Source organism: Asticcacaulis sp. DW145 (genome assembly GCF_037101385.1).
In the GTDB taxonomy this organism is placed as follows: Bacteria; Pseudomonadota; Alphaproteobacteria; order Caulobacterales; family Caulobacteraceae; genus Asticcacaulis; species Asticcacaulis currens.
In genome coordinates this window covers 836,826-861,717 of the sequence record NZ_AP029024.1, presented here as the reverse complement: position 1 = coordinate 861,717, position 24,892 = coordinate 836,826, and the positions used below count along the sequence as shown (strand labels likewise).

The following is a 24,892-nucleotide window of genomic DNA, read 5'->3' as shown; positions in this document are numbered from 1 at the left end:
CCCTCACCGGCCCGGATTGGTCGAAATCTGGTTGAGAACGGCCTGCAGACGCGAGGCGGACGGACGGAACCCGGCAAGCGCCGAGTCGAGGCGCAGCACAACGGCCTGCGCCTTGTCCTGATCGGCAACGCCGCTCAGGCCCAGGGCGAAATAGGTGGACATGGCAAAACGCGCCTCGGCCGAGCCCTGCTTTTCAGCCTGCTGATACCAGTAGTAGGCGCGGGCGTAATCCGTCGGCACCCCCACCCCTTCGGAATACATGACCGCCAGCACCAGTTGCGCCTGCGATGAGCCATTGGTCGCCGCCAGTTGGATGGCGCGCACCTTATCCAGATTGGTCATACGCGACCCGTCGGGGCGGCCCAGAATGGCCCGCAGAGCCGACAGGGTCTGCGTCGGCACGCGACCCGCCGAATAGACCGCTTCGGTCGGACGTGAGGCACCCGAAACCTGAGCGATATCGGCATCGTTGGGGCCGACCGGATAGCGTTCCTGACCCGGATTGCCGTCACTGTCCGGCCCGGCCGCGACGCGCTGAACCGGGGCCGATCCCTGCGCCAGATCGAGATAGACCAGCGCGCGCCAGACGTGGATGAAGGGCAGTTCATCCATGCGCGACAGGGCGTATTCATAGGTATCGGTGCGCGGACGGCTCTCGTCGGAGTGCGGCACCCCCCCGGCGGGCGCTTCGGGCGGATAGAATTCGAACGGCGACACCCAGCGCTTGGCCTTGGCCTCGACAAAGGCCCCATAGCGGCTGCGTTCGGGCGCGGACTTCTCGAAGTCCTTAAGCATCACATAGGCCCCGACATCACCGGTTTCTGCCGCTTTATAATTATAAAGATAGGCATCGACATCGTTGCGCGGGAACAGGCTGATGACATTCGGACGGCCATCCACCGGATTGTGCATCATGGCGCGGACGGCTTCGCGGTTGTCAACGGGCTCGCCCATGGGGCCGTACTGATCGTCATAAAGACGACCCAGCGTGCGGAAGCCATCGGCCCCGAGTTGCGCCTGTATATAGATGACGCGGTCGCGCACCTTGTCGCGCTCGGAATTGTCCATGCGCGCCAACAGGGTTTCCAGCTTGCGATAGGCGACCGACCGTTCCACCGCCCGGCACTTGTCAAAGCGCGAGGCCATCTGACCGTTTTTGAGTGTGCGGTTGATCGGCGCGAAGCCTTCGGGATTGGTCAGGGCCATGACCAGCCACACGGAGGCTTCGATCGGGTCTTCGAGATTCTTGTCTGTGGCCCGCTCCGCCATGTAGCGGCTGGAGAGTTCAAGCTGCGAGAAGAAGTCATTGGCAAAGGCGTGCTTGCGGAAATAGCGGACCGCGCGTTCCTGCTCATTGAAACCGGCCCCGCCATTGTCGGCCATGGGCGGACGCGGGCAGCCGCTGATACCGCGCGGCCCTTCGCCACCACCGCCCAGCCAGTCCACGGAGACATCGCAGGCGCTCAGCGGCAGGCTCAGCGCCGCCGTCAGCATCACTGCTGCCGCTGCACGAAACGGCACGCGGTTCATCAGCTTCCGGCCGGTACGACGGGCGGTATGTTCACCGGCGCCGTTGCACCTCATGTCTTCGCTAATCGACATCACGCATCGCCCCGACATAAATGCCGGCAAAATTATGGTTAACAAATCTTGTGTTAGGGATCGTGCGACCTGTCAAGCGCCCCCATCCGGTCCATGTGCGATGCCGGCAAAGCGTTGCCGGATTGTCGCGGACCCTGACGATACCCAGATGGAAAACCCAACGACTGAGTGGTACGTCAACCCCCGTATAACGCCACGATGATAGCGTTAATTTCTACGCCTTGGCCAGAGAAAAGTGCTAAGAGCCGCCCATTCCGGGACACTTTTCCCTGCCCCGGAGACAAATTCCGCATCAGCCCTTTACGATTTCGCCCCTGAGGCGAAATTCAGTCGCTCACAGGTCGCCCATGCTTACCGCGTCACAGAAAAAAGAGATCTATCAGTCCCTTAAAAAAGAAATCCTGTCGGTGCTCGACAATGAGCCCAATCGGGTGGCGCGCATGGCGACCGTCGCCTGTCTGGGCGCTCAGGCCTTCGACACCTGGTTCTGGACCGGCTTCTATGTCGTGGATGAAACGAAGAAGGCGCAAGGCATAGATGAGCTGGTGGTGGGCCCTTATCAGGGCACACTCGGCTGTCTGCGCATTGATTTCAAACGCGGAGTCTGCGGCGCGGCGGCGCGCGAACGGACCACGCAGGTGGTGGCCGACGTGCACGCCTTTCCGGGGCACATCGCCTGCGACTCCCGCTCCAATTCCGAGATCGTCGTACCGGTCTTCGACGCGTCGGGCGCGCTGCTGGCGGTGTTCGATGTCGATTCGGAAAGCTATGGGGCTTTCGACGACACCGACCGCGAACAGCTCGAAGACCTGATGGCCGCCGTATTCGCGGTTTAAGGGACCACGCCAGAGCCTTCATCGGCCAAGTTGAACCCATGAGCCTTGTTTCGGAATGGCTCCAGGTTTTTGCTGTGATGCGCAGTTTTTCCGAAACGAAGCTCGGCAAAGCCAAAAGCAGTATCCGCCTTATCGGATTGCGCTTTAGAACCGATCCATCTGCCTCAGCCAGTCCGGCAACTGAGGGGCGCCGGTCTGCACCCGCCGCGCCACCGCTTCGGGCCCCAGTTCGCGCACCTCGCCCGGCGTCATCTGAAACCGGCTGCGGAACGCGCGGGCAAACACTGCCCAGCCGGTAAAGCCGTTATCCTGTGCCACCTGCCCCATCGTCTTGTGGCGCAGCGCCGGATCGGCCAGTTGCGTGAAGGCCTGCTGCAACCGCCGTTCGCGGATATAGTCGCTGACCCCGCCCAGAGGGGTAAACAGGCGATAGAGCGAAGCGCGCGACAAGCCGAAATCGCGGCACAGGCGCGCCGGCCCCAGGCCGCTATCCCCCAGACGCGCCTCGATATGACGACGCACCCGCATAAGCTGGACACTGTGCAGGTGGCCGTCCGGGCCGCCGGAACCGCGATAGGGCGCACTGAGAGCGGTCAGAAGCTCAAGGGTCGCGCGCGTCACGACCGGAATTTCGTCAGCAGACAAGCCCGACGCCAGCCCCCACAACAGTCGGATGTGCTGCGCCATCATCTGCCCGGCGACGGTGTGGCCGGGAAGCACGACACCATGCAGCCCGTCCAGTTCCTGCGCCGACAGCGGCAGCAGGTTGCGCGGCAGGGCGAGGTTGAGATTGGTGCAGTCCGAGGTTTCCGAACGGAAGGTCCGCATCATATCGACGAGACACACATCTCCCGGCCGCCCGGGCACCCCTTCGGCCCCGGCAAAGCGCAGGTCTCCGCCCTTTTCGATTACCTGCACCAGAATGACATCAAGCCCCAGCGCCGCGACCTTGCGCTGATCGCGGCTATAGACGAAATGGCCTCCGGTCATAAAGGCCTGTCCCACCAGCAGGCTGCCGATCTGGTAGGTCTTGATCCAGCCCTGAGTCCGCTCACCCGCCTGGGTAACGCCTACGTCGAAAATAGGGTCGATCGCCTCGGCATAGGCTTTAAGTCCGTCGTCGCCGGGGATCAGATGGGTCCCGGCTTCGTAATAGGTGACTGAGACAGGTTCGGTCATGGCTAGGTATCGGCAATACTCGGAGGCAGGATATAACTCACTGACTTGGCGTCAGTAAAGTCAGTCAGGCCTATCACCCTCATGTCTCTCATTTATGACCATGCGTCTCAAAAGATGGCACACCTCTTGTCACACGCCGCACGCTGTTCTTTATAAAGCGCGCTGGCGCAGGCTGGCTTAAATCCTTTTTATCGCGCCCGAGACGGGCGTAGCAGACTCATATTTCGAAGGCGGGCGGGGCCAGGCGCAAGTCAGGTCGCCGCCCTATTCTTTTTCTCTTCAACCTATCTCTGAACCCCGGCAGGCTGACCCTTCCGCCCGATTTTCAGGTTGTGATTTTGCCCCCCCTCGGCTAAACCCCCCGCACCATTCCATACAAGTGACACAAGGGTGCCTCCTCGCATGGCGCAGCAATATATTTTCCAGATGCAGGGCCTGACCAAGCATTACCCCGGCGGTAAGAAGGTCTTTGAAAACATCTGGCTCTCTTTCTATTCGGACGCCAAAATCGGCGTCGTCGGCGTCAACGGTTCGGGTAAGTCCACCCTGCTGAAGATCATGGCCGGCATCGACAAGGAATTTTCGGGCGAGGCGCGCGCCGCCGAAGGCACCAAGATGGGCTATCTGGAGCAGGAGCCCAAGCTGGACGAGACGAAGACCGTCTGGGAAAACGTCATCGACTGGTGCGAAGAAAAGAAGATCGTCGATCGCTTCAACGAAGTCGCGGCCCTGATGGGCGAAGAATATAGCGACGAACTGATGGAGGAGATGAACGCCCTTCAGGAGAAGATCGACGCCGGCGATTTGTGGGATATCGACAGCCGCATCGAAATGGCCATGGACGCCCTGCGCTGCCCGCCGAACGAGTCCGGTGTGACCAAGCTGTCGGGGGGTGAAAAGCGCCGCGTGGCGCTGGCCCGCCTGCTGCTGTCCAAGCCCGACATGCTGCTGCTCGACGAACCGACCAACCACCTCGATGCGGAATCGGTCGCCTGGCTTCAGCACCACCTCGAAAACTTCCCCGGCTGCGTCATCCTCGTCACCCACGATCGTTACTTCCTCGATCAGGTGACCAAGTGGACGCTGGAACTCGACCGCGGCAAGGGCGTGCCCTATGAAGGCAACTACTCCGGCTGGCTGGAGCAGAAGCAAAAGCGTGTCGTGCAGGAGCAGTCCGAATCCGAAGCCCGTCAGCGCGCGCTCACCCGCGAACTGGAATGGGTGCGTTCCGGTGCCAAGGCCCGTCAGGCCAAGTCGAAGGCCCGCCTCGCCGCCTATGAGCGCATGGTCGAGGAACAGGAACACGCCACCAAGGCCCAGACCTACGCCACCATCCAGATCCCGCCCGGCCCGCGCCTCGGCAACGTGGTCATTGAGGTCAACGGCCTCGAAAAGGAATTCGGCGACAAGGTGCTGTTCAAGGATTTGTCGTTCAAACTGCCGCCCAACGGCATTGTTGGCGTCATCGGGCCGAACGGTGCCGGTAAATCGACCCTGTTCAAGCTGATCACCGGTCAGGAAAAGCCCGACGCCGGCACGATCAAGCTGGGTGAAACCGTCAAGCTCGCCTATGTCGATCAGTCGCGCGACGACCTCAACCCCGATCACAATGTCTGGCAGGCCATTTCCGGCGGCACCGACGTGATGATCGTCGGCAAGCGCGAAATCAATTCGCGCGCCTATGTCGGGGGCTTCAACTTCAAGGGCGGCGATCAGCAAAAGAAGGTCGGCCTGCTGTCCGGCGGTGAGCGCAACCGCGTCCACCTCGCCAAGACGCTGGCGTCCGGCGGTAACGTCATTCTGCTCGACGAACCGACCAACGATCTCGACATCGAAACGCTTCAAGCCCTCGAAGAAGCCCTCGAAGACTTCGCGGGCTGCGCCGTGGTCATCAGCCACGACCGCTGGTTCCTCGACCGCCTGGCCACCCACATCCTCGCCTTCGAAGGCGACAGCCACGTGGAATGGTTCGAAGGCAACTTCGAAATGTACGAAGAAGACAAGAAGCGCCGCCTGGGCACCGACAGCCTGATCCCCAAGCGCATCAAGTTCCAGAAGTTCGCGCGGTAGGGCCACAGGCCCGACACCCGTTCGTTGGAACAGATTAAACCGCCGGAGTTTCACGCTCCGGCGGTTTTGCTTTTACATATCGTCCCGGCTTGCTGGGGCATAGCAGAGCGAAAGTATAGCTTCGCCAGCGTTCGGGCTGTCTCTCTCTTATACCTCCCCAGCTTGCTGGGGAGGGGTACCGCACGAGCCATGAAAGGGCGAGATGCGGTGGTGGGGGCTTACAACTTAGCTCACAAAGCCCTGTGGTCTTTGAAAGTTCGCAGCCCCCCCATCCGGCTCTGCCTTCGGCAGACCGGTTTCCCCCCGCCACAGGCAGGGGGATAGGCTTTTTCGCCAAGGCGTCTATGCCAGCATATTGCGCTTGTGCTTGGCCAGCTTACCCTTGGGGCGCGGTGCGGGCGGCGGCAAGTCGTCCGGGCCTATGGGTGTCGTTTCCGCCACTGTGAGCACAACCAGTTCGTCAGACTGGCGCGTCTTGGCCTTTATCTTTTCCGGCTTGGGCGTTTTTGGCGCAGGTGCGGGCGCGCCACCCCACGGATGGCGCGGGTCGATCAGACCACGGCTGAAGAAGAAGGCTGAGGTGACGCCCCGGCGACTCAACTCATCCTGCGCCCCTTCGAGCAGGTTGAGGATATGCGCCTCATCCTTCCACGCCTCGTGAAAGTCCTGCAAGGCGCGCCACACGGCCACCCGATGCTCGTCCGTGGTCATATCGACCTTGATCTTGGCCGGCGGGTCTTTTTTGGGATTTTCCGGATCGGGCTCCGGCTCAGACAGGGCTTTTTTGAGGTCGTCGAACGGCTTTCCCGTCTTGTCTTTGAGCGCCAGCAACGTTCCCAGCTTCGCCTCGATCACCGCCGACAATTCGCGCGCTCGCTCAAGCTGCAAAGCACCGGATGTGCTGACCGCCTGATGCAGGCTGAAACGGATGCTGTCATAAATGGCGCGGGCCGACGCGCGGTGCCGCGCCAGTTGCCCGGCCTTCGACAACTGGGCCGACAGCCACACGGTCAGGGCAAACAGTAGGACACCGGCAATCAGAAAACCCAGTATCAGGATCAGCGTATGACCATCCAGAACGATGGTCGCCACGGCACGCGGCCCCTCCCCGAACGGATCGCCGAAATCTTCGGGTGCGTCTGCGTATCTCATCGCCGCCACCTCGGACGCGCCGTTTCGGCACCGGGTTCCCCAGCCCCATAAAGCGTGCGCGGATCGCGCCATTCCGCCGTCGTCAACTGCCGGAAGACCGCTACATAGTGTTCGCGCATCAGCCCCAGATCACGCCACGGGGCGGCCAGTTTTTGCAGGGCCAGCCACACCTTGGTGGTGGTGTCAAAGCCCGGCTTGCCGCCCTTCTTGTCCTCGCCCTTGGGCAGGCCCACCACCTCGCCACCGACAGCCGCCACCGCGCCCGGTGCCGCCCCCGGCTCCGCCAGACCCGGCTGACCATTATTGACGGCGATATTGATGACCGTCCCACCGGACATGCCGTTCAATCCCTTGGCCCCTTCCGGCTTCTTTTCCGGTTCGACCTCCTTAACGGCGCTGTTGGCCTTATTCAGCGCGGCGTGGTGTTTGCCGACCAGAGACATCAACTCGGTCGTATGGCCGAAAACTTCCTGATTGGCGTCAATCGCCGCCTGGGATTTGTCGCGCACATCGGCCGCAGAGCCGCGCACGGCGTCACCGATCACCGCACCCAGGGCATCGACATTGCGATTGAGTACGCCCGGGACGCCGCTGCGCCGCCTTGCCCCGACGATCAGCCCGGCAATAACCATCAGTATGCAAAAGGCGATACCGACCATCCACAAGAGACCGCCGCTGTACCACAGACGGACCAGCGTGTCCCACAGGCTGGGGTCATAAAAGCCGTCCGGCGGCGTGGTATAATCGTCCCCGGTGTAGCGCATGAACCCTGAAAACCTCCCCCAAAGTGGTTAACCTGCCAAAGGGTTAACAGATTGCCACGCTTTGCACCAGCGGGGTAGATCGAATTCAGGCGGTCGCTGCAAAAAGGGCGCAACAAAAAGGCCCACCCTGACGGATGAGCCTTTGGTATGCACGCTGTGGCAGTTATCAGCGCGAGCCGCTGCGACCCTGTGTCTTCAAAGCGGCGTCTTCGATGCGGCGCAGCAGGTCCTTCATCAGTTCGATCTCCTCGGCGCTAAGATTGGCCAGCACTTCCTTTTCGAACTCGACCGCCGACGGGGCGACATCGTTGAACAGGCGCTGACCTTCCGGGGTCAGGATGAGGTGGTGGGAACGGCCATCGTGCTCATGCGGGGCGCGGGTGATCAGGCGACGCTTGGCCAGTGCCTGAGCGGCGCGCGAAATCGTCACCTTGTCCATGCCGGTCCGCTTGACGAGGGCCTGCTGGGTCGAAGGGCCGTCTTCGTTCAGCACCCAGATCAATCGCCATTCCGGGATCTTCAGACCATAAAGGCTGTCATAGGCCGTCGAAATGAGCCCGGAAACCGCGTTCGAGGCAACAGACAGACGATAGGGCAGGTAATTGTCCAGCGACAGCTTGCTATAGGGCATAGGGTGTCCTCACAAAAGGTAACTCTGCTATTGCCGCCATAATGTCATAAATACAAATGAGATTTTTTTAATTCGTCATAAACCCGGACTAATGCGCCCTTGCCTTGATTTCGACACGCTGGCGGCGCAGGTACCACACCTCGTCATTTATTTCGCACCGCAACAGGGTGTGAGGCGACAAGCGTCCCTCAAGCTGTTATGGCGAAAGGAATATCTTTAAGTCATGGATTTATACCTTGCTGCGCCCCTTATATGACTGGACCCTGAAACAGGCGGCCCGTCCCAATGCTGAAAAAGTTCTGGCAGCCATTTCTTTCGCCGAAAGCTCGTTCTTTCCGATTCCGCCGGACGTGATGCTGGCCCCCATGGCGCTGGCCAAACCGGAAAAGGCCTATCGACTGGCCTTCATCTGCACGGTGGCCTCGGTCATCGGCGGCCTGTTTGGCTACGCGATCGGCTATTATCTGGCCGATATCGGTCTGAAAATCCTCGGCCTGTTCGGGTATTCGGGCAATCTCGACAGCTTCCACGCCATCATTCAGGAATGGGGCGCCTGGGCTATCCTGATCAAGGGTCTGACGCCGATTCCGTTCAAGCTGGTGACCATTGCCTCAGGCATGGGCCAGCTCAATCTGGCTATCTTCTTTATCTGCTGCGTGATCACCCGTGGCGCGCGCTTCTATCTGACGGCCTTCCTGCTCAAGCGCTTCGGCCCGCAGGCACGCGAACTGATCGAAAAGCGCATCAATCTGGTGGCCATCGCCGGCGTCGCTGTGATCGTTCTGGGCATCGTGGCCGTAAAATTCATGCACTGAAGCGCGTTCCGAAACGTGCGGAGCGGTTTTCGAACCCAAATACGCGACCAGGCGAGGTTTCAAGAGTAAGTTTCGATCGAATTTGAACGAAACACACTCTGAACCCCTCACACAGCCGATTGCCCCTGTGGCGAGAAGTCTCTAAAGTGATGTGGCTTTGCGTAAACAGGGACGACCGATTGTGATGAAAGCTGTGCTGTTCTTTAGTCGCTGGTGGTCGGTCATTGCCCTGATCAGCGCCCTGAGTCTTTTGGGGGCGGCACACGCCTTTCAGACCTTTGCGCATCTCAATCCCTGCCATCTGTGCTTGAAACAGCGCGACATCTACTGGATTGCGGTCGGGGTTTCGCTGGCGGGAACGGTCTGGGCGCTATTTACCGGGGCCAAGGGCCCGCCGCGTGTCTTTTCCTTCGTCCTGTTTGCCATCTTCGCTACGGGCTGCGCCATTGCCATCTTCCACATGGGCGGCGAAGAAAAGTGGTGGGCGCTGCCCGCCACCTGCACCGGGGTGTCGGACGAGGTGTCGATTGATTCGATTGCCGCCATGCTGTCCGGCGGCAAGTTCAAGGCCCCGCAGTGCGACATTGTGGCGTGGCGCTTTCTGGGCCTGAGTATGGCAGGCTGGAACGCCATCATCTCCGGCGCACTGGCAATCCTCAGCCTGATCGCCTCCCTGCGCCTTCAACTCTATTACCGCCTGTCCCAGCGGCAGGCACGTCACGCCTGAGAGGCCTGAACATGACGGAAGCCGCCCTGCGATTAACGCCTCCCAAGCCCGGTGCGGGCGAGCGTCAGCGCCGCCTGCACGAAATCCTGCGCGTCGATCACGCCGGCGAACTGGCGGCTGTGCATATCTATCGCGCGCAGGCGGCTGTGTTTGCCGCGACGCCGCACGCCACCCTGAGCGATGACCTCAAACGCATGGAGGGCGAGGAGCAGGTGCATCTGGACCGCTTCGAAACCCTGATGCGCGACCATCAGGTGCGACCGACCGTGATGACGCCGGTGTGGCGTATGGCGGCGCTGGGTCTGGGTGCGGCGACGGCGCTTCTGGGCGAAAAGGCCGCTCACGCCTGCACCGAAGCGGTCGAAAGCGTTATCTCCGAACATTACCAAGGTCAGATTGCCGAGACGCAGGCGCGCGACCCGGAACTGGCGGCCGAGCTTAAGCAGTTTCGCGACGATGAATTGCGCCACCACGATCACGCCATCGAAGAAGGGGCGCACGAGGCCCCCTTCTATCCGCTGCTGTCGGCGGTAATCAAAGGCGGCTGCAAGCTGGCCATCAAGATCAGCGAGAAGATATGAGCCCCGTCCCGCTGCCGCCGCACCGCGCCGAAGACCTGCGCAATCTGGGGGCCAAGGCAGCCGACGGTATCGCCGCCATCGTCGGGTCGTGGCGCTTTATCATCATTCAGTCGATCCTGCTGTTCGGCTGGATCGCGGTCAACAGCGTGGCGTGGATTCGCGGCTGGGACCCCTACCCGTTCATCCTCCTCAATCTGGTCCTGTCGTTTCAGGCGGCCTTCACCGCGCCCATCATCATGATGTCGCAAAACCGGCAGGCCGAAGTGGATCGTCAGAAGGCAGAGGCCGATTACCACGTTAATATCAAGGCCGAAGAAGATATCTGCGGCCTGCACGAAAAGATGGACCTGCTGCGCGAACAGGACGTGGCGCGGCTGATTGGGCTGGTCGAAGCGCTGATCGAGGATAACCGCGCGCTGCGGGCCGAACTGGCGAAACGGGACTGATCGCCGCCCTCGCTATTGCAAGGGAGGCGGTTCATCAAAATTGCGCCGTGATGTTCTGACCGCCACGGCTGATGGTAATGGTGAAGCGGCGCGCCGACTTCATTACCGACTCCAGTTGCGCCGTCGAGGTGATGGCCTGTCCATTGACGTCCTTGACGATGTCACCCGGTCGGAAGCCGGCTGCCGCCGCGTAGGAACGCCCGGACAGCGAATAAATCATCACGCCCTTCGATGCGGCAAACGGATCAAGCCCGATCTCATCGGCGACAGCCGGCGACAGGTTGACGACGGTGGCCCCATTCAGCGGGAAGTTGCCGTTGAGGGCGCGCTGGTCCTTGGGTGCGCCGCTAGGCGGAGAGACGCGGGCCGTCAGGCTTAATTCCTTGCCCGCGCGCAACACCTTCAGCGCCGCCGCGTCATTGGGATTGAGCAGGCCGACGCGATAGTTCAGCGCCTTGGGGTCGTTAACGGCCTCGCCATTGATGCCCAGGATGACGTCGCCGGTCTTCAGGCCCGCCTTGTCCGCCGGACCGCCGGGGTAGACGTCGGAGACCAGAATACCGTCCGGACGCGACAGGCCCAGAGAGCGGGCGATTTCGGTGGTCATGCCGTCGCCTTTGGCCCCCAGCCACGGCCGCACCAGCGTCGATTTACCGCCCAGAGCCGTATCGACCGCGCGGCGCACCATGGCCGCAGGGATAGCAAAGCCGACGCCGGCTGACGAGCCTGAGCGCGACAGGATGAACGAGTTAATACCGATCAGGCGACCGTCCATATCGACCAGCGCCCCGCCCGAATTGCCGGGATTGATGGCCGCGTCGGTCTGAATAAAAGCCCCCTCGCCCTGCCCCACATCGGTGCGGTCCAAGGCCGAGATGATGCCGTTGGTGACGGTCTGCCCCACGCCGAACGGGTTGCCGATGGCCAGCACCAGATCACCGACCTCAAGATCGTGGCCTTCCTGAAGATTGATGGTCGGGAACTTCTGACCGGTGGTGTCGAGCTTGAGGATGGCGAGATCGCTGCGTTCATCGGCCAGCAGCACCTTGGCCGGAAATTCGCGGCGATCATTGAGCACCACCATGAATTCCTGACCGCCCTGCACCACGTGGTTGTTGGTGACCACAATGCCGTCGGCGCGCACGATGACGCCGGAACCCAGCGACTGCTCGACGCGGGCCTGCGGCACGCCGCCACCGAACAACTGCCAGAAGGGATCGACCTGCTGACGGGTCACGCGCCGCGCATAGACGTTGACCACGGCGGGCGCCGTCTGCTTGACCACGGGCGAGAAGGACGACTTCATGGCACCGGCATCGCCCGGCACCTTGCGCGTCGCCGGGGCCGGGGCCTGATTAAAGCCCTGATAGTCTTGCGACTTGCCCTCGCCCGGTGAACAGGCGGCCATTACGGCGCAAACGGACACCAGCAGGGCGGATTTCAAGGTCATGGTGATCTCTTTGGCTCTTATCGTCATAGGGACTAATGTAAAAACCAAAATGGCGACTTCAAGGCCGCAAGGTTTGGCCACGAAATCAGAACAGCGGTTCGTGGTCGTGGTGCACGGGCTTGGGCACCTCCGGTACCGGTTCGTCCTTTGAACGGTCGCGCACGCCCAGCGCCATCAGAAACGCCAGCAGCAGCACCACAGCCGCCGAGAAGAAGGCCGCCCCCGACCACACCTTATCCACGCCCGGTCGCGTCATCACCGACAGAATGTAGCCGAAAACAAACGGCGCGACGATGCCCGACAGCGACATCAGGCTGTTGACCGCCCCTTGCAGCAGGCCCTGATCGCCGGTGCCGACGCGCGTCGTCATCAGAGATTGCAGGGCGGCATTGGTCATGCCCCAGCAACTCATGACCGGAATGGTGATCAGAAACACGCGCCAGTCGGTATTGTAGCCATAGCTCATAAAGCCCACGACGCCGCACAAAAGGCCAATGACCAGAGTCGCCTTCTCGCCGATCCGCTTAACGACTATACCGGTCAGCCCGCCCTGCACGATCACCGCCCACACGGCGTAATAGGCCATGGCCAGACCGACCTCGCGCCCGCCCCAGCCCAGCCGGTAGCTGGCATACAGCACAAAAGTCGCCGGGATGACGTGGTGGGCGAAGTTCGACACCGTGCTGATCAGGGCCAGACGCATGACGCTTTTGGCCTGCCACAGGAAGAGGATTGAGCCGATCGGATTGGCGTTTTTCAGGCTGAAGGGTTTGCGGTGCGCCTTATCGAGCGATTCCGGCAGGACCAGCGCCCCATAGAGCGCGTTCAGCACGCTCAAGCCGCCCGCCACCCAGAAGGGCAATCTCAGGTCGATATGGCCAAGCAGCCCGCCCAGCGCCGGGCCCATGACGAAACCGACACCGAAGGCCGCACCGATATAGCCGTACATCTGCGCGCGTTCGTCTGGCTCGGAAATGTCGCTGATATAGGCATAGGCCGTGGTGATCGAGGACGAGGTCACGCCGTTGAGCAGTCGCCCGATCAGAAGCCACATCAGATTGCCGCTCAGCGCCATGATCAGATAGTCGAGCGCCAGCCCCAGATTGGACATCAGGATGATGGGGCGGCGGCCGAAGCGGTCGGACAGCGACCCCAATATGGGGGAGCAGACGAACTGCGTGAAGCCCCACAGCGAGTTGAACACCCCGCTCCACCAGCTGGCCGCCGTCACCGAGCCGACAAAGGTTTCGATCAGGCGCGGCAGGACCGGTATGGCGAGCCCCAGCGCCATCATGTCGAGACAGACGGTGATGAAGATGAACATCACCCCCGGTTTGAGATGTGCTTTCACGCCCCCCATGTCGCCTCGGTCAGTGTACGGGGCCGGACGGCGGCGCGCCGTTGCCGCTGTGGCGTATGGCGGCCTTGACGCCGGCGGCGATCAGCAGGGCCAGACCCAGAATGGCGGCCGCCAGCACAAAGGGCGCACCGGCGGTCACCGGCCCGTGGGTCGAGGCCACGGCAAACACCGCCCCGAAGGTCAGGGGCGCGAAGATGCCCGCCGCCGACATCAGGCTCATATTGGCCCCCTGCAAGGTGCCCTGTTCCTGCGGGGCGACCTTTGAGGTCATCAGGGCCTGCGCCGCCGGACCCGTCAGGCCCCACAGGCTCATCAACGGGATAAAGAGGACATAGGCCTGCCAGGTGGGCGCCAGTCCGTAGCCGAGGAAGCCGATAACACCGAAGCTCAGGCCCAACAGCATGGCCTTCTTTTCGCCGATGGCCTTGACCACACGCCCGGTCAGACCCGCCTGCACGATGGCGCTGCACACGCCGACCGCCGCCAGCGTCCAGCCCACCTCCTTGGGGCCCCAGCCGAAGCGCAGAGCGGCATAGAGGACGAAGGTGGTCGGCAGAACCTGATGGGCGAAATTGACCGTCAGATTGACAAGAGACAGGCGCATCAGGTCGCCATTGCGGCTGAGGAAGGTCAGAGCCCCCAGCGGATTGGCGGTGCGCAGCGAGAAGGGCTTGCGGTTTTGCAAGGGCAGGGATTCGGGCAGGACAAACAGGCCATAGCAGAAGTTCAGCAGGCTCAACCCCGCCGCCACATAAAACGGCAGACGCGGCTCAATATCGCCCAGCACCCCACCCAAGAGCGGCCCCAGAACGAAGCCCAGACCGAACGCGGCCCCCATCATGCCGAAATATTTGGCACGGTTTTCCGGCTGGGTCACATCGGAAATATAGGCATAGGCTGTCGAAATACTGGCCGAGGTGATGCCGTTGATCAGACGCCCCAGCAGCAGCCAGCCGAGCCCCGGCGCCATGGCCATCAGCAGATAGTCCATACCCAGGCCGAAATTGGAGAGCAGCACGATGGGCCGGCGACCGAAGCGGTCCGACAGGGCCCCCACGACCGGCGAGGAAATAAACTGCATCACGCCCCACAGCGAACCAAACAGGCCCACCCAGTAGCCCGCCGCCGACACATCACCGACAAAGTCCGCGATCAGGGCGGGCGTCACCGGAATGATCAGGCCCAGCGCCACGATATCGAGGCAGATGGTGACATAGATAAACGGGACCGCCGCCTTATGAGGGCGCGACAGTTCGGGTGTTCCGCTCACGTTCCAGCCTTGCAGACGAATTAAAACAGCGGACCTACATAGGTTAATTCGTCGGACTTGGCTAGTCCGCCCTGCGATTTCGGCACGGCAATTTATCGGAGCAACAAACTGTTTTTTCTACGTTTATTTCGTGAAATCCATTGCGTGCCATCCCAGACCTATCTGAGAGCAGGGGCCAGATCGCGCAGACGACCGTCCGATGGCTGCGCCTTGACATGCATCAGGTGCATGATCAGCGGATAGACATCGACATTGTCAAACGTCTTCAGCGTGACGCCCGGCCGGATATCGGGGCCAAAGACGATGAGGCGCGTAAACATCTCCGGATTATAGGGATCATAGCCGTGACTCCCGCCCTGTGGCTTCGGCATCCAGTCGTCGCGCGAGGGGGCCACGATGTAGCTGCCCGGATTGGCCAGACAGACGATCGGCGGCACGCGGCGGTGTGTGCCGTAGTGAAAGCGCGCCGGTATGTCCTGTTTGCGCCAGCATTGCATATGGGCGTGCGGTTTCAGCAGGGCGGCCTCAACCTGCTTTTCCCTGCCCGGATTGGGTATAAAGCCCGCCGCCTGACCGCCATAGACCGTCGCGCTGTCGGGGGGCAGTAGGTCCGCCACCTTGATAAAGGTTTCGGGCTTGTGCCGCGTCATGCCGTGGTCGCCGACAATGACGATATTGACCTTGCCCCAAAGACGCCGCGCCTTAAGGCCCGCGATCAGGTGGCCTATCCCCTCGTCCACGGCTTGCAAAGAGGCCGCCACCTCCGGGCTGTCAGGACCGAAGTCGTGCCCGGCATGATCGACGTCGCTGAAATAGAGGGTCAGGGCCTGCGGGCGTTCGGCCTCAGGTACATCGAACCAGGCCAGACCGCGCTCAACCACCGTAGCGGGCGGCACATGGTCTTCAAAGGTCGCGTATTTATAGGGGCGTGCGCCGTGGATCTCGGCTTCGGAACCGGGCCAGAACATGGTGGCCACCTTCACGCCCTGAGCCTGGGCCGTCACCCAGAAGGGCTCGGCATCGTTCCACCAAGAGCCGTCGGTCACCTGTTCGCGGTCCGACAGCCTGAAGGTTACGCCGGGGCGCTGCGGGTCGCGCATGGTGTTGCCGACAATACCGTGGTGGTCCGGACGCTTGCCCGTCACCAGCGTATAGTGGTTGGGGAAGGTCAGGGACGGAAAGCTGGGGCGCATCGGGCCGGTCGCCCCGTTTTCGGCCAGATAACTGAGATTGGGCGTCAGACCGCGCGTCTGATAGTCGGCGCGCCAGCCATCAATCGAGATAAGGATCAGGGTGTGGCGCGGGGACGAAGTCTCCGACGGCAGGCTGGCGCAGGCCGACAGGATAAGCGCGGCCAAACCGCAAAACCACAACCGCCACAAAGTCCGCATACGCAACGCCTTCTACAAAAATCCCTTTCCGTCGTAACTAGCGGGCATGACAGGTCGATGACAAGGGCTGTATCAACACCAAAAAGGCCCCCGGCGAAACCGGAGGCCTGTGTTCAGGATTATACAGGTGTCAATCGCAGGCGCGCACCGCGTCCAGCAGCGGTTGGTCGAACACTTCCGGTGCATCGACCGTTTCGCTGTGATCGGTATAGGCATATTCCGTCATCGCTTCGGACAGGGCGAGCACGCCGCCGACATCAATGGTCCGGGTATCACTCAGCATGTAAACCTCCTGTTGGCTTTTGGGGAACGCTGCCAATTTCATCACGGGGAGGGCGTTGGCCTTGAAAGGTCAGCCTAGACGTTTCAGACGCACTCTGACGAAATCTGCATCTGAACGATAGGGAATAAAGCCCCGCTAAGACAGTCACAGTTCTGCCCCAATTGTTCACAGGCGCGTTAACAGAGGTTGATGAAGTATGAAAAAGGCCTCCGGATCGCTCCGGAGGCCTTTTCTCAAAGGGCTATGGGCCCTGACTTATTCTTCGCCAGCGTCAGCGGTGAAGACCGGGCCCGAATCCTGACCCTTGGCCGACTCGTCACGATCGACGAATTCGATGACGGCCATGGCGGCGTTGTCGCCGTGGCGGAAGCCGGCCTTCATGATGCGGATATAGCCGCCGTTGCGATCGGCATAGCGCTTGGCCAGCACGTCGAACAGCTTGCCGACCTGGGTCACGTCACGGACGCGCGAGATGGCGATACGACGGTCGTGCAGTGTGCCCGACTTGGCGAGCGTGACCAGCTTTTCGACGAAAGGACGCAGTTCCTTGGCCTTCGGCAGGGTGGTGACGATCTGCTCGTGCTTGATGAGCGAGGCCGACATGTTGGCAAACATGGCGATGCGGTGCGAGGTGGTACGACCGAGTTTACGGTAACCGGAACCGTGACGCATAATAGTTCTCCATAAGACCACGCCGCACTCTGGCTGTGCGTGGCCCCAAAAACAGGCCCAAAGCTCAAGGTCGAAGGGCCTTCGTGACCCCTGCCCGCTCCGAACGTCCGCCGGACGACATGTCCTTTGGAAATTACCGGGACAAGGTTTTGGTCTTTCCCGGTAAGTCGAAAATGAATTTCGTAAAATTCACCTTCTATAAAAAGTGAAAGCCAGGCCCCAAGTACGAACTATGCCGACCCGAGCCTGGCTTTCGCCATCTTGATTACCACACCTCGATATCGCATACCGAGATCGAGATGTGAGAAAGTTAGATCTGGTCTTCGAACTTCTTGGCGAGGTCCTCGACATTCTCCGGCGGCCAATTCGGCACATCCATGCCGAGCGACAGACCCATCGATTGCAGAACTTCCTTGATTTCGTTCAGCGACTTGCGGCCGAAGTTCGGGGTACGGAGCATTTCCGATTCCGTCTTCTGGATCAGGTCGCCGATATAGACAATGTTGTCGTTCTTCAGGCAGTTCGCCGAACGGACGCTGAGTTCCAGTTCATCGACCTTCTTGAGGAGGGCCGGGTTGAACGGCAGCTCAGGCTTGCCTTCTTCGACGACAGCCGGCTTCGGCTCTTCGAAGGTGATGAAGATCTGAAGCTGATCCTGCAGGATGCGCGCGGCATAGGCCACGGCGTCCACCGGCGTCACCGCCGCATTGGTTTCAACGTCGAGCACCAGCTTATCATAGTCGAGCGACTGACCCTGACGGGTCGGCTCGACGCGGTAAGCCACTTTCTTGACCGGCGAATAGAGCGCATCGACGGCGATCAGGCCGATCGGCGCGTCTTCCGGACGCAGACGGTCGGCGGGGACGTAGCCCTTGCCGGTCTGAACCGTGAACTCCATACGCACCGAAGCGCCTTCGTCCAGCGTACAAATGACGTGGTCGGGGTTCAGCACTTCGATGTCCGACGGGACGTCGATCATGCCCGCGGTCACCGGTCCAGCCGACGATGCGCGCAGAACCATGCGCTTTGGGCCTTCGGCGTGCATACGCAGCGCCAGTTGTTTGATATTGAGGATGATATCGACCACGTCCTCACGAACACCCTCGATGGAGGAGAATTCGTGAACAACGCCGTCGATTTGTACCGCCGTCACCGCCGCCCCTTGCAGGGAGGACAGGAGCACGCGGCGCAGAGCATTGCCGAGCGTCACGCCAAAGCCGCGTTCCAGGGGTTCCGCAACAAGACGCATCTTGCGCTGGGAATCCTGACCGGACTCGATTTGGGGCTTCTCGGGACGAATAAGCTGCTGCCAGTTTCTTTCGATCATTGCGTCCCTCAGACGAGAAAGGTTGCCCTCAGCTTCACGCCGAGGGCAACGGAAAAGGGGTAGAAATCGGTATTAAACGCGACGACGCTTCGGCGGACGGCAACCGTTGTGCGGGATCGGGGTCACGTCACGGATGGTGGTGATCGTGAAGCCGACGGCTTGCAGTGCGCGCAGAGCCGACTCACGGCCCGAACCAGGACCGGCAACGCTGACTTCCAGCGTCTTCACACCGTGCTCGATCGCCTTCTTGCCGGCGTCTTCAGCGGCAACCTGAGCCGCGTAAGGGGTCGATTTACGCGAACCCTTGAAGCCCATGTGACCAGCCGACGACCACGAAATCGCATTACCCTGCGCATCCGTGATGGTGATCATGGTGTTGTTGAACGAGGCGTTGACGTGCGCCACGCCCGAAGTGATGTTTTTACGCTCGCGCTTTTTAACGCGGGAAGGTTCTTTGGCCATAAATCAGATCCCGATTACTTCTTCTTGCCGGCGATGGGCTTCGCCGGACCCTTGCGGGTGCGGGCGTTAGTGTGAGTGCGCTGACCACGGACCGGCAGGCCCTTACGGTGACGCAGGCCGCGGTAGCAGGCCAAGTCCATCAGGCGCTTGATGTTCATGGACGTTTCGCGACGCAGATCGCCTTCGACCAGATAGTCACGGTCGATGGTTTCGCGGATCTGCAGCACCTCGGCGTCCGAAAGCTGGTTGACACGGCGGGCGTCTTCGATGCCCACCTTTTCCACGATTTCCTTGGCCTTTTGCTGACCAATGCCGTGGATATACTGGAGCGCGATCACAACGCGCTTGTTGGTCGGTATGTTGACGCCTGCGATACGGGCCACGTCTGAATCTCCTGAACGTGCGTTGACACGTTAAAAGGCGAAAGGGACGCGCCTGCCACCCCATCCCTCAGGGATGGCGGGTGAGCGGGCACAAGCGCCTTTCGCGGAAGCTGCCCCTTATACAGAGGGTTTGGCTCCCGTCAATGGGTAGGATTGAGATATTGTCAAGATTCAAACTGAAACTGACAATGTCCCGGTGAGTTCCGTTGTCCGAAGCCGTTAACGGGAGGTGAAAGCCGTTGCAAGCCCCAAAAAGACGGTAGGGTTGGGTTCCGGCCTGAGCCGGAGGGGTGCCCCCGCCCCTGTTTTGGGGTGAAGGCATTGGAAACCAAGGTTTCCGAATCTCAATTAATTTACGTGTTCCGAAAGCGCGGCTTCGATACGGGCCGAAACCTCTTCGACCGAACCCATGCCATCGACCTCGACCAGCTTGCCCTGCGTCGCGTAGTAGGGCAGCAGCGGTGCGGTCTGGGCATTATAGGCCGCCAGGCGGACCTTATAGCTTTCCGGATTATCGTCCGAACGCCCCTGCTCGGCAAAACGCTTTTCGATGCGTTCGACCAGCGCATTGTCATCAACCTTGAGGCGGACGACGATGTCGATAGTCGCATCGCGTTCGGCCAGCATGGCGTCGAGCGCCTCGGCCTGAGCCACGGTACGCGGGAAGCCGTCAAAAATGGCGCCGCCCGCGGCTTCGGCTGCCGGCAGATTGGTCTTGATCAGGTCGATCACAATGTCATCGGACACCAGCCCGCCCGTGTCGATAATCGACTTGACCTTCTGGCCCAGCTCGGAACCCGATGCGATGGCGGCGCGCAGCATATCACCGGTCGAAAGCTGCACCATATTGTGCGCCACGACCAGACGCTTGGCCTGCGTGCCTTTTCCCGCTGCCGGAGGTCCGAAAAGAATCAGGTTCATCTGCCGCGCGCTCCCCGCATTTTTGATTTCTTGATCAGGCCATCATACTGGTGCGCCAGCAGATGCGATTGAATCTGAGCCACCGTATCCATGGTGACGGTCACGACGATCAGGATCGAGGTGCCGCCGAAATAGAAGCTGTTGCCCAGGTTCGAGATAAGGAATTCCGGCAGCAGACAGACGATGGTGATATAGGCCGCGCCGATAACCGTGATGCGGGTCAGCACGAAGTCAAGGTACTCCGCCGTGCGCTTGCCCGGACGGATGCCCGGCAGGAAGCCGCCATACTTGCGCAGGTTTTCGGCCGTTTCGTCGGGATTGAAGACCAGAGAGGTGTAGAGGAAGCAGAAGAAGATGATCATGGCCGCATAGAGCGCCATAAAGACCGGCTGACCGTGAGTCAGTTGCGCCGTCACGCCCGGCAGCCACGACAGCCATTCCGGCACCTTAGACGGGTCACGCGCCAGGAAGGCGGCGGCCGTCGTCGGCATCAGCAGAAGTGACGAGGCGAAGATCGGCGGAATGACACCCGCGGTGTTGACCTTGAGCGGCATGAAGGACGATTCGCCGCCCATGACGCGGTTGCCCACCTGACGCTTCGGATACTGCACGAGCAGACGACGCTGCGAGCGCTCCATGAACACGATGAAGACGATAGCCGCGACCAGCACCAGCACGATCAGCAGCAGGACGCCAGCATTGATCTGCCCTTCCTTGGCGAGCGCCAGCAGGTTGCCGATGGTGCGCGGCAGGACCGCGACGATACCGGCGAAAATAATCAGTGAGGTGCCGTTACCGACGCCGCGCGCCGTGATCTGCTCACCCAGCCACATCAGGAACATGGTGCCGCCCGTCAGGGTAACAACTGAGGAAATCAGGAACATCGGCCCGGGATCGAGCGCCAGACCCGACGCCTGCATACCAGCCGCGATGGAGAAGGACTGCACAAGTGCCAGAATAAGAGCCAGATAGCGGGTATATTGATTGAGCTGCTTGCGCCCCGCTTCGCCGCCTTCCTTGCGCAGCTTTTCCCACGGCGCATAGACCGACCCCATAAGCTGAACGATGATCGACGCCGAGATATAAGGCATGATGTTCAGGGCGAAGATGGCCATACGTTCAACGGCACCGCCGGAGAACATGTTGAACATGCCCAGAATGCCCTGAGACTGGCCGGAGAAGGCCCGCTCGAAAGCCGCCAGATCAATGCCAGGAATGGGGATATAGGTCCCCAGACGATAGACGATCAGCGCGCCCAGAGTGAAAAGAAGACGCTTATGAAGCTCCGTCGCCTTGGCAAAGGCGCTGAAGTTCAGATTGGCCGCTAATTGTTCAGCCGCAGATGCCATGAAAACCTCAAGTCGCGGACGAAACGCATGATTCCGTCCTGTCTATACCACCCTTACGGGCCCCGTAAGCCGTTGTCAAAGCGAGTGACGCCCGGCTTTGGTCGCATATGGGGAAGCGAAAACGAAAATGCCGCACCCTGATCCTTAAAGATCAGGGTGCGTGACATTTTTGACTTAGGCTTCGGTCTTGGCGGGACGGGCCTGAGCGACCGAACCACCCGCGGCTTCGACCGCCTTGACCGCCGAAGCGGTGGCCGAATAGACCGACAGGGTCAGCTTGGCCTTCAGTTCGCCTTCGCCTAGGAGGCGCACGCCGTCGAGTTCACGACGGATCACACCGGCGGCCTTCAGAGCGGCGGCGTCGATGGTGGCGGTGGCGTCGAGCTTGCCCGCGTCAACGGCCTGTTGCAGACGCCACAGGTTGACTTCGGCGTATTCAGCGCGGTTGTGCTTGTTGAAGCCACGCTTCGGCATACGCATGTACAGCGGCATTTGGCCGCCTTCGAAGCCCAGCAGCGATACGCCGGTACGCGACTTCTGACCCTTTACACCACGACCCGACGTCTTGCCCTTGCCCGAACCGGGACCACGGCCAACGCGCATACGGCCCTTGGTGGCGCCTTCATTGTCACGGATTTCATTCAGCTTGGTCATCTGGGATGCCTTTCTTGATAAGATGCGCTGGCGCTAAGGCCAACTCGGCTGGAAAAACGGAAACCGTTAAGAAACACGGCTCTCATAAATAGCAAAACGCCCCGACACGGAGGCCGGGGCGTCTTTGTTTTAATCTCGGCGGAGCCGCTTACTCAACGATTTCGATAAGGTGAGCGACCTTGGCGATCATGCCGCGGACCGAAGGGGTGTCCTCCAGAGTCGAGACACGGCCCATCTTGTTGAGACCCAGACCGGCGAGCGTAGCACGCTGGTCCTTGGTGCGGCGGATGGGGCTGCCGGTTTGCTTGACAGTGACTTGAGCCATGATGATTAGCCCTCGATCGATTCAGGCGACGAAGCGCCATCGTTGCGACGCGTCAGGATGTCGCCAACCTTCTTACCGCGCTTGGCGGCGATCTGACGGGGCGAAGACTGCACCTTCAGAGCTTCAAAGGTGGCGCGCACCATGTTGTAAGGGTTCGACGAACCGAGCGACTTGCCCACGACGTCAGAAACGCCCAGGGTTTCGAGCACGGCACGCATCGGACCACCCGCGATCACGCCGGTGCCCGGAGGGGCCGCGCGGAGCTGGATCTTGCCGGCGCCCCAACGGCCGTAACCGTCGTGGTGCAGGGTGCGGGATTCACGCAGCGGGATGCGAACCATCGACTTCTTGGCTTCTTCGGTCGCCTTGCGGATGGCTTCCGGCACTTCGCGCGCCTTGCCATGACCGAAGCCGACGCGGCCCTTCTGGTCACCAACGACCATCAGAGCAGCGAAGCTGAAGCGACGGCCACCCTTCACGGTGGCGGCGACGCGGTTGATGTGAACGAGCTTTTCGACAAACTCCGAAGGTTCTTCGGTGCGTTCGCGACGATCGTTGCGGTTTTCGCTGGGACGAGCCATTGAACGTACCCCTTAGAAGTTGAGACCGGCTTCACGCGCGGCATCTGCCAACGCCTTCACCCGGCCGTGATAGATGTAACCGCCACGGTCAAAGACAACGTCCTTGATACCGGCTTCGATGGCGCGCTGGGCGACCAGCTTGCCCACTTCGGTGGCGGAAGCGGCGTTCGATCCACGCTTGGCAGCCGTTTCGAGCGACGAAGCGGCAGCAACCGTAACGCCCTTCGAATCGTCGATGACCTGAGCGTAGATGTTCTTGTCCGAACGGAAGACCGACAGACGCGGGCGGCCGTTGGAGAGGCTCTTGAGGCGGGTGCGGTTGCGCTGCGCCCGACGAGCCATTTGTTCACGAGGAGAGAGAGCCATGGCTTACTTCTTCTTCCCTTCCTTGCGGCGAACCTTCTCGCCGGCGTAACGGACACCCTTGGCCTTGTACGGCTCAGGCGGACGGATCTTGCGGATCTTGGCGGCGAGTTCGCCGACGACCTGCTTGTCGATGCCCTGGATCTTGATTTCGGTCTGCTTCGGCACGACGAAGGTGACGCCGGCAGGCGGAGCCACTTCGACCGGGTGCGAGAAACCGAGCGACAGTTCGAGGTTGTTGCCCTTCATGGCAGCGCGGTAACCGACGCCGACCAGTTCGAGGTTCGACTCGAAGCCCTCGGTAACGCCCTTCACCATGTTGGCGATGAGCGTGCGCGACAGACCCCACATCGCACGGTGGCGAGCGGTTTCACCACGCGGCGCAACCGACAGGTTGTCGGCTTCGTGCGTGACTTCAATTTCTTCAACCACGGTCCAGTTGAGCTGGCCCTTGGGCCCCTTAACCGTGATGGCCTGACCGTCGAGCGTGATGGTCACGCCCTTCGGTACTGCAATGGCCTTTTTCCCAATACGAGACATTGTGTGTTCCTATGGTCTTAAGCAAGTCCCGCCGGTCTTAGTAGACGCGGCAGAGGACTTCGCCACCAACGTTCAGTTCGCGGGCAGCGGTGTCAGACAGGACGCCCTTGGGCGTGGACAGGATCGCGATACCGAGGCCGTTTTTGATCGGCTTCAGATCTTTGATCGACGAATAGACGCGACGGCCGGGCTTGGACACGCGGGCAATTTCCGCGATGACCGGCTGACCGTCGAAGTACTTCAGTTCGATTTCGAACTGCGGGAATTCTCCCGGCACTTCAAGCAGTTCGTAACCGCGGATGTAGCCTTCGTCCTTGAGGACGTCGAGCACGCGGGCGCGCAGCTTGGACGCGGGGGTGAGCACCTTAGAACGCTGGCGCTGGGCGGCGTTCTTGATGCGGGCGATCATATCGCTCAGGGGATCAGAGATGAACATGTTGTGTGATCTTCCCTTACCAGCTGGCCTTGGTCATGCCGGGGATCTGGCCTTCATTGGCCAGCTTGCGCAGGCTGACGCGGCTCATCTTGAGCTTGCGATAGAAGGCGCGCGGACGTCCGGTGACTTCGCAGCGGTTGCGGATGCGGGTGGGCGCCGAGTTGCGGGGCAGCTTGGCGAGGGCGAGGCGGGCTTCGAAGCGCTCTTCCAGGGGAAGGGATTCGTCAACAGCCGCAGCCTTGAGCGCAGCGCGCTTGGCAGCGTATTTGTCAACGAGCTTCTTGACCATCTCGTTACGGTTTACAGCCGATTTCTTAGCCAT

Annotated in this window: 29 protein-coding genes; 6 read left to right on the top strand and 23 right to left on the bottom strand. The window is 61.0% G+C overall.

Annotation, left to right across the window (positions count from 1 at the left end; genetic code table 11):
* Window positions 1-3 precede the first annotated feature (3 nt).
* Window positions 4-1,602 (bottom strand): tetratricopeptide repeat protein, encoded by a 1,599-nt coding sequence (locus AACH73_RS04020; protein WP_272740507.1) that lies wholly within the window; start codon window positions 1,600-1,602, stop codon window positions 4-6.
* Between the two features lie 347 nt (window positions 1,603-1,949).
* Here AACH73_RS04020 and AACH73_RS04015 point away from each other — a divergent pair, with 347 nt between their 5' ends.
* Window positions 1,950-2,438, top strand: coding sequence for a GAF domain-containing protein (locus AACH73_RS04015; RefSeq protein ID WP_272740508.1), 489 nt, complete (start codon window positions 1,950-1,952; stop codon window positions 2,436-2,438).
* Window positions 2,439-2,582: 144 nt separating this feature from the next.
* Here AACH73_RS04015 and AACH73_RS04010 read toward each other — a convergent pair whose 3' ends face one another.
* Complete coding sequence (locus tag AACH73_RS04010; protein WP_338735492.1) at window positions 2,583-3,617, bottom strand: AraC family transcriptional regulator; 1,035 nt, start codon at window positions 3,615-3,617, stop codon at window positions 2,583-2,585.
* Window positions 3,618-4,019: 402 nt separating this feature from the next.
* On the opposite strand from AACH73_RS04010, the gene ettA reads away from it, so the two are divergent.
* Entirely contained in the window at window positions 4,020-5,687 is a 1,668-nt protein-coding gene (gene ettA / locus AACH73_RS04005; protein ID WP_338735491.1) for an energy-dependent translational throttle protein EttA, read from the top strand.
* Window positions 5,688-6,029: 342 nt separating this feature from the next.
* Here ettA and AACH73_RS04000 read toward each other — a convergent pair whose 3' ends face one another.
* From AACH73_RS04000 to AACH73_RS03990, 3 genes are all read right to left on the bottom strand, one after another.
* Window positions 6,030-6,839 (bottom strand): hypothetical protein, encoded by an 810-nt coding sequence (locus AACH73_RS04000; protein ID WP_272740511.1) that lies wholly within the window; start codon window positions 6,837-6,839, stop codon window positions 6,030-6,032.
* Window positions 6,836-7,603 (bottom strand): hypothetical protein, encoded by a 768-nt coding sequence (locus AACH73_RS03995; protein WP_272740512.1) that lies wholly within the window; start codon window positions 7,601-7,603, stop codon window positions 6,836-6,838. Before AACH73_RS03995 ends, AACH73_RS04000 begins: the two co-directional genes overlap by 4 nt.
* 166 nt (window positions 7,604-7,769) lie before the next feature.
* Complete coding sequence (locus AACH73_RS03990) at window positions 7,770-8,234, bottom strand: MarR family winged helix-turn-helix transcriptional regulator (RefSeq protein WP_272740513.1); 465 nt, start codon at window positions 8,232-8,234, stop codon at window positions 7,770-7,772.
* Window positions 8,235-8,470: 236 nt separating this feature from the next.
* Here AACH73_RS03990 and AACH73_RS03985 point away from each other — a divergent pair, with 236 nt between their 5' ends.
* The 4 genes from AACH73_RS03985 (at window position 8,471) to AACH73_RS03970 (ending at window position 10,803) form a co-directional block, all read left to right on the top strand.
* Window positions 8,471-9,049 (top strand): YqaA family protein, encoded by a 579-nt coding sequence (locus tag AACH73_RS03985; protein WP_272740514.1) that lies wholly within the window; start codon window positions 8,471-8,473, stop codon window positions 9,047-9,049.
* 184 nt (window positions 9,050-9,233) lie between these two features.
* Window positions 9,234-9,776, top strand: coding sequence for a disulfide bond formation protein B (locus AACH73_RS03980; protein ID WP_338735490.1), 543 nt, complete (start codon window positions 9,234-9,236; stop codon window positions 9,774-9,776).
* Window positions 9,777-9,787: 11 nt separating this feature from the next.
* Window positions 9,788-10,357 (top strand): demethoxyubiquinone hydroxylase family protein, encoded by a 570-nt coding sequence (locus AACH73_RS03975; RefSeq protein ID WP_272740516.1) that lies wholly within the window; start codon window positions 9,788-9,790, stop codon window positions 10,355-10,357.
* Window positions 10,354-10,803: a DUF1003 domain-containing protein gene (locus tag AACH73_RS03970; RefSeq protein WP_272740517.1), complete on the top strand. Its 450-nt coding sequence runs from the start codon at window positions 10,354-10,356 to the stop codon at window positions 10,801-10,803. Before AACH73_RS03975 ends, AACH73_RS03970 begins: the two co-directional genes overlap by 4 nt.
* Before the next feature lie 34 nt (window positions 10,804-10,837).
* Here AACH73_RS03970 and AACH73_RS03965 read toward each other — a convergent pair whose 3' ends face one another.
* The 18 genes from AACH73_RS03965 to rpsN all read right to left on the bottom strand — a co-directional run bounded on the left by AACH73_RS03965 (window position 10,838) and on the right by rpsN (window position 24,892).
* The gene (locus AACH73_RS03965; protein WP_338735489.1) at window positions 10,838-12,253 is read right to left on the bottom strand and encodes a Do family serine endopeptidase; all 1,416 of its coding nucleotides are present in this window, start codon (window positions 12,251-12,253) and stop codon (window positions 10,838-10,840) included.
* Window positions 12,254-12,338: 85 nt separating this feature from the next.
* Complete coding sequence (locus tag AACH73_RS03960) at window positions 12,339-13,613, bottom strand: TCR/Tet family MFS transporter (RefSeq protein WP_272740519.1); 1,275 nt, start codon at window positions 13,611-13,613, stop codon at window positions 12,339-12,341.
* Between the two features lie 10 nt (window positions 13,614-13,623).
* Window positions 13,624-14,883 carry a TCR/Tet family MFS transporter gene (locus AACH73_RS03955; RefSeq protein ID WP_338735488.1) on the bottom strand — a complete coding sequence of 420 codons (1,260 nt, stop codon included), beginning with the start codon at window positions 14,881-14,883 and terminating at the stop codon, window positions 13,624-13,626.
* A gap of 158 nt (window positions 14,884-15,041) precedes the next feature.
* Window positions 15,042-16,241: an ectonucleotide pyrophosphatase/phosphodiesterase gene (locus tag AACH73_RS03950; RefSeq protein ID WP_338735487.1), complete on the bottom strand. Its 1,200-nt coding sequence runs from the start codon at window positions 16,239-16,241 to the stop codon at window positions 15,042-15,044.
* A gap of 163 nt (window positions 16,242-16,404) precedes the next feature.
* Window positions 16,405-16,557 carry a hypothetical protein gene (locus AACH73_RS03945; RefSeq protein WP_272740522.1) on the bottom strand — a complete coding sequence of 51 codons (153 nt, stop codon included), beginning with the start codon at window positions 16,555-16,557 and terminating at the stop codon, window positions 16,405-16,407.
* A gap of 255 nt (window positions 16,558-16,812) precedes the next feature.
* Window positions 16,813-17,229 (bottom strand): 50S ribosomal protein L17, encoded by a 417-nt coding sequence (gene rplQ, locus AACH73_RS03940; RefSeq protein WP_272740523.1) that lies wholly within the window; start codon window positions 17,227-17,229, stop codon window positions 16,813-16,815.
* A gap of 310 nt (window positions 17,230-17,539) precedes the next feature.
* The gene (locus AACH73_RS03935) at window positions 17,540-18,556 is read right to left on the bottom strand and encodes a DNA-directed RNA polymerase subunit alpha (RefSeq protein WP_226745006.1); all 1,017 of its coding nucleotides are present in this window, start codon (window positions 18,554-18,556) and stop codon (window positions 17,540-17,542) included.
* 72 nt (window positions 18,557-18,628) lie between these two features.
* Window positions 18,629-19,018, bottom strand: a complete 390-nt coding sequence (rpsK, locus tag AACH73_RS03930) for a 30S ribosomal protein S11 (RefSeq protein WP_013478481.1) — start codon at window positions 19,016-19,018, stop codon at window positions 18,629-18,631.
* Between the two features lie 14 nt (window positions 19,019-19,032).
* A complete protein-coding gene (rpsM, locus tag AACH73_RS03925; RefSeq protein ID WP_126420968.1) occupies window positions 19,033-19,401 on the bottom strand; it encodes a 30S ribosomal protein S13 in 369 nt (122 codons plus the stop codon).
* 348 nt (window positions 19,402-19,749) lie between these two features.
* The gene (locus AACH73_RS03920; RefSeq protein WP_272740524.1) at window positions 19,750-20,322 is read right to left on the bottom strand and encodes an adenylate kinase; all 573 of its coding nucleotides are present in this window, start codon (window positions 20,320-20,322) and stop codon (window positions 19,750-19,752) included.
* Window positions 20,319-21,671 (bottom strand): preprotein translocase subunit SecY, encoded by a 1,353-nt coding sequence (secY, locus tag AACH73_RS03915; RefSeq protein ID WP_272740525.1) that lies wholly within the window; start codon window positions 21,669-21,671, stop codon window positions 20,319-20,321. Before secY ends, AACH73_RS03920 begins: the two co-directional genes overlap by 4 nt.
* A gap of 174 nt (window positions 21,672-21,845) precedes the next feature.
* Window positions 21,846-22,325 carry a 50S ribosomal protein L15 gene (gene rplO, locus AACH73_RS03910; RefSeq protein ID WP_272740526.1) on the bottom strand — a complete coding sequence of 160 codons (480 nt, stop codon included), beginning with the start codon at window positions 22,323-22,325 and terminating at the stop codon, window positions 21,846-21,848.
* A 148-nt stretch (window positions 22,326-22,473) separates the two neighbouring features.
* Entirely contained in the window at window positions 22,474-22,650 is a 177-nt protein-coding gene (gene rpmD / locus AACH73_RS03905) for a 50S ribosomal protein L30 (protein WP_013478476.1), read from the bottom strand.
* A gap of 5 nt (window positions 22,651-22,655) precedes the next feature.
* Entirely contained in the window at window positions 22,656-23,231 is a 576-nt protein-coding gene (gene rpsE, locus AACH73_RS03900) for a 30S ribosomal protein S5 (RefSeq protein ID WP_013478475.1), read from the bottom strand.
* Window positions 23,232-23,243: 12 nt separating this feature from the next.
* Window positions 23,244-23,597, bottom strand: coding sequence for a 50S ribosomal protein L18 (rplR, locus tag AACH73_RS03895; protein WP_013478474.1), 354 nt, complete (start codon window positions 23,595-23,597; stop codon window positions 23,244-23,246).
* Between the two features lie 3 nt (window positions 23,598-23,600).
* A complete protein-coding gene (gene rplF / locus AACH73_RS03890) occupies window positions 23,601-24,134 on the bottom strand; it encodes a 50S ribosomal protein L6 (protein WP_013478473.1) in 534 nt (177 codons plus the stop codon).
* Between the two features lie 37 nt (window positions 24,135-24,171).
* Entirely contained in the window at window positions 24,172-24,570 is a 399-nt protein-coding gene (gene rpsH / locus AACH73_RS03885) for a 30S ribosomal protein S8 (protein WP_126420976.1), read from the bottom strand.
* Window positions 24,571-24,586: 16 nt separating this feature from the next.
* Window positions 24,587-24,892 (bottom strand): 30S ribosomal protein S14, encoded by a 306-nt coding sequence (gene rpsN, locus AACH73_RS03880; protein WP_013478471.1) that lies wholly within the window; start codon window positions 24,890-24,892, stop codon window positions 24,587-24,589.